This is a genomic window from Phormidium pseudopriestleyi FRX01, assembly GCF_017313335.1.
Taxonomy (GTDB): domain Bacteria; phylum Cyanobacteriota; class Cyanobacteriia; order Cyanobacteriales; family Laspinemataceae; genus Laspinema; species Laspinema pseudopriestleyi.
On the sequence record NZ_JAFLQW010000222.1, the window covers coordinates 1 to 6,596 of the forward strand.

At 50.0% G+C, this 6,596-nt stretch carries 7 protein-coding genes and 1 pseudogene; 4 read left to right on the forward strand and 4 right to left on the reverse strand.

The genetic code is table 11. The features are described from left to right. Positions 1 to 173: pseudogene (locus J0895_RS25780) on the forward strand (alpha/beta fold hydrolase); the annotation flags it as partial. A gap of 83 nt (positions 174 to 256) precedes the next feature. Here the strand turns inward: J0895_RS25780 and J0895_RS08055 are convergent. Next, positions 257 to 430: a hypothetical protein gene (locus tag J0895_RS08055; protein ID WP_207087586.1), complete on the reverse strand. Its 174-nt coding sequence runs from the start codon at positions 428 to 430 to the stop codon at positions 257 to 259. Positions 431 to 627: 197 nt separating this feature from the next. Then, positions 628 to 1,668, reverse strand: a complete 1,041-nt coding sequence (tsaD, locus tag J0895_RS08060; protein ID WP_207087587.1) for a tRNA (adenosine(37)-N6)-threonylcarbamoyltransferase complex transferase subunit TsaD — start codon at positions 1,666 to 1,668, stop codon at positions 628 to 630. Positions 1,669 to 1,956: 288 nt separating this feature from the next. On the opposite strand from tsaD, the gene J0895_RS08065 reads away from it, so the two are divergent. Further along, positions 1,957 to 2,439, forward strand: a complete 483-nt coding sequence (locus tag J0895_RS08065) for a Photosystem I reaction center subunit III (protein ID WP_207087588.1) — start codon at positions 1,957 to 1,959, stop codon at positions 2,437 to 2,439. 90 nt (positions 2,440 to 2,529) lie between these two features. Next, positions 2,530 to 2,655 carry a Photosystem I reaction center subunit IX gene (locus tag J0895_RS08070; protein WP_207087589.1) on the forward strand — a complete coding sequence of 42 codons (126 nt, stop codon included), beginning with the start codon at positions 2,530 to 2,532 and terminating at the stop codon, positions 2,653 to 2,655. A gap of 251 nt (positions 2,656 to 2,906) precedes the next feature. Here the strand turns inward: J0895_RS08070 and gmk are convergent, their stop codons facing one another. Continuing rightward, entirely contained in the window at positions 2,907 to 3,467 is a 561-nt protein-coding gene (gene gmk, locus J0895_RS08075) for a guanylate kinase (protein WP_207087590.1), read from the reverse strand. 97 nt (positions 3,468 to 3,564) lie between these two features. Further along, positions 3,565 to 3,807 carry an extracellular matrix/biofilm regulator RemA gene (remA, locus tag J0895_RS08080; RefSeq protein WP_207087592.1) on the reverse strand — a complete coding sequence of 81 codons (243 nt, stop codon included), beginning with the start codon at positions 3,805 to 3,807 and terminating at the stop codon, positions 3,565 to 3,567. Positions 3,808 to 4,460: 653 nt separating this feature from the next. Between remA and J0895_RS08085 the strand changes: the two genes are divergently transcribed. Beyond that, on the forward strand, positions 4,461 to 6,212 hold the full coding sequence (locus J0895_RS08085; protein WP_207087593.1) for an Rqc2 family fibronectin-binding protein: 1,752 nt from the start codon (positions 4,461 to 4,463) through the stop codon (positions 6,210 to 6,212). Positions 6,213 to 6,596 lie beyond the last annotated feature (384 nt).

Genomic DNA, 6,596 nt, shown 5'->3' on the forward strand with positions numbered 1-6,596 from the left:
AGGATAAGGTGATGGAACCGAAGTATGTTCGGCATTTGGCCAGTTTTCATGCCCTCTTTGAACATGGAGGGATGAATGTGATTGAAATTCCTGAATGCGGCCATTTATCGATGGTGGAGCAACCGGATGTGGTGGCGACTGGATTTCGCCAGATTCTGGGCAATCATGGTTAGGGGCGATGGAAGCATCCCAAAAAGGGAGAAGGGGCGGGGGGGATCTTACAAGAGTAGGTTTTTTACGCTCATAGTGATTTGCTTTACGAACGGTCCCCGGACCTTGGCAAGGTCCGGGTTAGGGTGGGGTTCCCCTTGACGGGGCGATCGCCTGAGTTACGCACCCTCATGAGGCGATCACAGATGTATAGAGCCGGGTGCCAACCTCTTTCTTCATAACTCAGGCGATCGCGCTTGCGCGTGAACTCTCCACCCACTCATTTCTCTTGAACTTGACGCGCGATAGCGCGTCAAGAGGACCCCACCCTAACCCTCCCCTTGCCAAGGTTCGGGGACCGTTCGTGAGGCAAATCCCCCCTGAACGTAAAAAAACTACTCTTGTAAGGCGGGGGGGATGAGGGCAGACTGTCCAAACATCAGATGCTCCCGTCGCGATCGCCCCGGATTGTCCCCCCTATAAATAAAGCTGGTTGGCATCGGTTAGGGCCATGCGGGATTGAGCGCCTAGGGTCAGGGGACTGCGATCGCCTCGGTTGAGGCGATCGGCTGCGGCACAGGCAATCATCGCCGCGTTATCGGTGCAGTATTTTAAGGGAGGAAATAACACTCGCAGATTGTAGGAGGCAGCATCAGCCAGTAGATGTTGTCTGAGGCCGCTATTAGCCGCAACTCCACCCCCAACAACGATGGTATCTCGATCGCGATCGCGGGCTCCGGCAATGGCCCGTTTGCTTAAGGCTCTAGCTACCGTATCCTGAAAACTAGCAGCAATATCGTTGACTGGGAGTTCCTCCCCAGTCGCTTTGAGTTTCTCCACTAAGCGCAGAACAGCAGTTTTTAAGCCACTAAAACTGGTGTCATAAGGATGATATCCCCCGGACGGCAGTCCGATTTTTCCCTCGGGTAACTTAAAGGCTTTGGGGTTCCCGGATTTGGCAAGGCGATCGATAATTGGCCCTCCGGGATACCCCAGCTTTAACAATCGCGCCACTTTATCAAAGGCTTCCCCGGCAGCATCATCCCGGGTTTGTCCTAGGGTTTCATAACAGCCGCTATCTAGGACATCAATCAAGCTGGTGTGACCCCCAGAGACTAACAGGCAAATAAAGGGCGGTTCTAAGCTGGGTTCGCCCAGGTAGGAGGCATAGAGATGTCCTTCGAGGTGATGGATGCCTAGAAAGGGTTTTTGATGCAGCATAGCGAGGGTTTTGCCAGCGGTGAGGCCGACTAATAAAGCACCGACGAGACCCGGGGTGCAGGTGGCGGCGATGCCATCAATGTCGGCCCAACTGAGTTGGGATTCTGCTAACGCTTGGGCGATCGCCCCATCAATCACTTCTAAATGCGATCGCGAGGCCACTTCAGGAACTACCCCTCCATACTGCTGATGCACCGCAATTTGGGAAGAAACGACATTACTGCTCACTTCACGATTCTTTACAATTGCTACCGCAGTTTCGTCACAACTTGTTTCAATTGCTAAAACGGTTGCCATTGGCTGGTAATTTTTGGAATGATAGGTTAACTATTGCCTAGCTTAATCTTTACGAGGTTGTCTTAGCAGAGTATGATTTTCTGGAAGTTCCCAGAACTCAACTGCTCTTACCCAATCGAGTTTTATCCTCGGCGTCGCCCTCGGGTCTGTGAAGAGAATGACTTTAATCCGTCGTTCTCCCCCAGCTTGAGAAAAAGAACGCACAGATCGATAAACTAGATTGAGTAACAAAGCAGCCTCCGGTTTTGTTGACAATCTTGATGTTTCGTAACAAAAGGAAACAATTCTATGGGACGATTGTTCGCGTTGGTTCTGACGATTTGCCTTTGGTTCAGCTTTGCCCCTGCTGCATCTGCTGATTCCTACCAAAACCTCACTCCTTGCGGTGAGAATCCGGCATTCGTCCAAAAGGCTAAGAATGCTAACACCCCAGGTGCAAAAGCTCGCTTTGAGAAATATTCCACATTGCTGTGCGGACCTGAAGGCTATCCTCATTTGATTGTGGATGGCAATTTGGCCCACATTAATGAGTTTGGCATTCCCAGTCTGCTGTTTCTCTATATTGCCGGATGGATCGGCTGGGCTGGCCGTTCCTATGTAATTGCCGCCCGTGACAGCGGCAAAGCTGAAGAAAAAGAAATTATCATTGACATTCCTTTGGCAATCAAATGTTCTTTGGGTAGTGCCGCTTGGCCATTGGCCGCTTTTGGCGAATTTACCAGTGGTAAATTAACGGCCAAAAACAATGAGATTACTGTCTCACCCCGTTAGAAAAGTTCAGTTGAAAGAGATTTTAGATTTTAGCTGGGCTAAAATCTAAAATCTCAATATTAACCTGTCTTGGATTTAGGAGAAGCGTTCATGGATTCTTTCGTTAAGTTTCTGTCGCTCGGGCCCGTTGTCTTAATCTTATGGCTGTCCCTAACAGCCACTCTCTTGATTATTGCCAACAATATCTATCCTGATGCCTTAGTTCCTCCGTTCTAAGAGTGGCTAAAGACGGCTCAAGCCCGACGAGTTTGGATTGATTTAAACAAAAAGCGATCGCTTCTACTGGATCAGATAGAGGCGATCGCTTTTTGTTTATAAAAACCCGCACCCGTCAACGGTGGGGCTATACAGACTAGCCCTGTCAAGGTGGTAAATTTAATGACAAAAAATCGTTGTTTCATGTAGGGGTTTGGTCTCCAAACCCTCAGATCTGATGTAGGGGTTTGGTCTCCAAACCCTCTTGATGCTTAGGAAACAGGGGCAAATAAGGCCATCTCGATCGCCTCTAATGCCCGGTCAAAATCATCATTTACAATCACAATATCAAACTCCTCGGCAGCAGCAATTTCGACTTGAGCACGGTGCAGACGACGGGCGATCGCCTCCTCAGAATCCTGGCCCCTCAACCGCATCCGCCGTTCCAACTCCTCCAGGGATGGCGGTAAAATAAACAATTGCAGCGCCCCGGGAAACGTTTCTCGAACTTGTCTGGCCCCTTCTAACTCAATTTCCAATACCACTAAATTCCCCTGGGCGATCGTCTCTTCCACCGGGGTTCGGGGAGTCCCATAACAATTTCCCGCAAACTCCGCCCATTCCAACAATTGACCCGTAGCAATTAACCCTTGAAATTTCTCCAGATTCACAAAATAATAATGCCGCCCGTCAATTTCTGCCTCCCGAGGCGCACGAGTGGTCACCGAAATCGACAACTCCAGTTCCGGGTGACGTGCCAACAGCGATCGCAGCAACGTTCCTTTCCCCACACCACTCGGACCCGTAAACACAATTAATTGACCCATCTGCATCACTTAAATAACCCCTTACTAGACCCCAAAAATTGCCCAGTCCTCCCAAAACAGTCAGAACCCGGTCAATCTTTCACCTTTATTTTCTTAACTATCTTTAACTGGTAACGAACCGATTAGCAACCGTCTCCGGCTGAATTGAAGACAGAATCACATGACTCGAATCCATAATAATCACCGCCCTTGTCCGCCGTCCGTAAGTCGCATCAATCAACCGATTTCCCTCCCGCGCCTCAGTGACAATGCGCTTGATGGGAGCCGATTCGGGACTGACAATGGCAATCACCCGATTGGCACAAATGATATTACCAAACCCGATATTAATGAGCTGAATATCCATAACTAGGACCGTCCTCGGGATGTAAAACGTTTGTTCTTCTCAAAGCAGTTTGAACCTTAAAAATCAAATCTGAGGAGATTTTGGTCCTCCGGTCCCCCTTTTGCCGGGAGGAGTTTTACTAAAAACGCTGAAAACCTCAGCAGACAAGTTTTTCAGCTTGTGGAATAGGATAGCCATCCCCAAGAGACAATAGAGGGGGCCGGAATTCAGCAGCCGGGAATGATACCCTGAATAGGGGCAGAATGAGTATTCCCTGCCACCCTCGGTGGAAGTCGCCGATTAAAGATTGATACTCCATCCGGTTGTAAAAAGTCGGTTTTCTGTATTAGCCCGCGCAGGCCTGTGCTGAGTAAAGCCTGCCCTGAGCCCTGAGCCCTGAGCCCTGAGCCAGTCGAAGGGTCGAAGGGTCGAAGGGTCGAAGGGTCGAAGTGCGGGCTTCGTCCGTGTAGCCCCACCGTTAACGGGTGCGGGTTTTCTCCTCCTGGATTGACCCCGATCGCGCTCTAATTTCCATAGTATCTACAAAATTTGGAGGAACCCGACAATCCGCTGCACTCCGGAAGGCAATTCATGGATTTTTGAGGGTTTTGGGGTGCTTTTTGAGAATTTGATGACTTGGATTGTAAATTTACGGGTATTTTGGACCATTAGCGATGCAACCTGTTGACTTGACTACCTTGATTGCCTCCTATTGCGAGTTGCGAACCACTTGGTTACCGGCGCGACTCGAACAGGTTTATCAGCGCGATCGCCATACCATTTTTTTAGCCCTGCGAACCCTCACCGGGCGCGGATGGTTGGCGGTTTCCTGGCATCCCACCGCTGCCCGGTTGCATCTGAGTGACCCGCCCCCGCGTAAACCGGATACCTTCACCTTTAGCGACCAATTGCGCCATCAACTGGGGGGTTTGGCATTTGTGGCGATCGCCCCCGTCTCGCCCTGGGAACGCGCCCTAGACCTCCAATTTGCCAAACGTCCGGGAGACCCGGTACTCTGGCATTTATATATCGAAATCATGGGCAAACGCAGTAACGCCATTCTCGCCAATGCGGACAATCAAATCGTGACTGCCGCCCATCAAGTCAGCGAAAAGCAGTCCAGTATCCGCCCCATCCTCACCAGCGCACCCTACGCCCTTCCCCCGGCCCTGATGGACCCCATCCCCAGTCTCAGCGAAACCCAATCGCGCTGGCAAGAACGAATTGCCCTGATTCCTGATGCCTTGGGACGGCAAATGCTCAAAAGTTATCAGGGTCTGAGTTCCCATCTGGTTAAAGCTGCGATCGCCTCCGCCGGACTCGACTTTGAACAATCCACCCACAGTCTGACCCCGGAGAATTGGAACCGCCTCTTTCACTCCTGGCAACAGTGGCTAAAATTTCTCCAAACCTGTCAAACCGGCGATTTATCCGCAGTCTATCCCCATTGGACCGAGACTGGATATCAGGTCATCAACTGGAACCAGAACCCAGAACCCCCCGATTTCAAGTCAGTCCAAGACTTATTAAATCGCTACTATACCGACGAACTGAACCGATTTGACTTTAAGCAACTGCGCCATCAACTGAGTCAAAAACTCTCCAATCTCCTGAATAAATTGCGAGTCAAGGGACAGGGATTTGAAAACCGCTTGCAAGAATCTTCCGAAGCGGATGAATATCGGGCAAAAGCGGATTTATTGATGGCGAACCTGCATGAGTGGAAACCAGGGATGAAGGCGATCGCCCTACCCGACTTTGAAACCGGCGAACCCGTCACCATTCCCCTAGATTTAGAAAAAAATGCCGTCCAAAATGCCCAATCCCTCTACAAACGCCACCAAAAACTCAAACGGGCGCGGGGTGCCGTAGAACCCTTACTCGCTGCGGTTCGCCAGGAAATCGACTACTTGGAACAGATTGAAGTTGCTATTTCCCAAATCGACGACTACCGCGAACCAGCAGATTTACAAGCATTGGCTGAAATTCGCGAAGAGTTCATCCAGCAGGGATATCTCAGCGACCCCGACTATAAGCGTCAAATCCAAGAATCCACCCCAGAGTTTTACCGCTTTGTCTCTCCCAGTGGGTTTGAACTGCTGATCGGGCGGAACAATCGTCAGAATGATGTGTTGAGTTTTCGGGTAGCGACAGATTATGACTTGTGGTTTCACACTCAGGAGATTGCCGGGAGTCATGGGTTGTTGCGCTTACCCCCGGGTTCCGTTGCTGATGAAGCGGATTTACAATTTGCAGCGGATTTAGCAGCTTACTATAGTCGAGCCCGTCACAGTGAGCAAGTCCCGGTAGTGTACACGGAACCGAAAAATGTTTATAAACCCAAGGGTGCAAAACCCGGAATGGTCATCTATAAGCATGAGCGCATCCTCTGGGGCTGTCCTCAGCATTTTACGCCTCCGGGTTAATGTTTGATTATTGAAGTCAGAAGATTGAATAGAATTTACTGACCTATAGAGAGATTTACGGAAGGAAGCGATCGTGTCTTCTGTTACAATACGACTTGAGGAAAAGATTTAAGAATCCATCGCCGGTCTCAAAGTTGGGAACGCGCAGTTAGGATTTCCTCGAAAAGAAACGACAACGCAAAGGGTATTTTTTTATGGTGACCAGCTAGAATTATTGCTGGTCTTTTTTTATTGCTAGGCAGCAACCCGGTTTCTTCAACCCCCACCCAGATTGAGAAACCGGGTTTCTTCACCAAATCTGCGCCAATTAACCAAAATTATCGCAGAAACCCGGTTTCTAGCCCCCACCCAGAACCCAGAAACCGCTTTTGACTTCGGCAAACA

Coding starts and splice junctions, on each gene's coding strand:
- tsaD (WP_207087587.1), bottom strand. CDS start 1,668: ATGGCAACCGTTTTAGCAATTGAAACAAGTTGTGACGAAACTGCGGTA.
- J0895_RS08065 (WP_207087588.1), top strand. CDS start 1,957: ATGGGACGATTGTTCGCGTTGGTTCTGACGATTTGCCTTTGGTTCAGC.
- J0895_RS08070 (WP_207087589.1), top strand. CDS start 2,530: ATGGATTCTTTCGTTAAGTTTCTGTCGCTCGGGCCCGTTGTCTTAATC.
- gmk (WP_207087590.1), bottom strand. CDS start 3,467: ATGCAGATGGGTCAATTAATTGTGTTTACGGGTCCGAGTGGTGTGGGG.
- remA (WP_207087592.1), bottom strand. CDS start 3,807: ATGGATATTCAGCTCATTAATATCGGGTTTGGTAATATCATTTGTGCC.
- J0895_RS08085 (WP_207087593.1), top strand. CDS start 4,461: ATGCAACCTGTTGACTTGACTACCTTGATTGCCTCCTATTGCGAGTTG.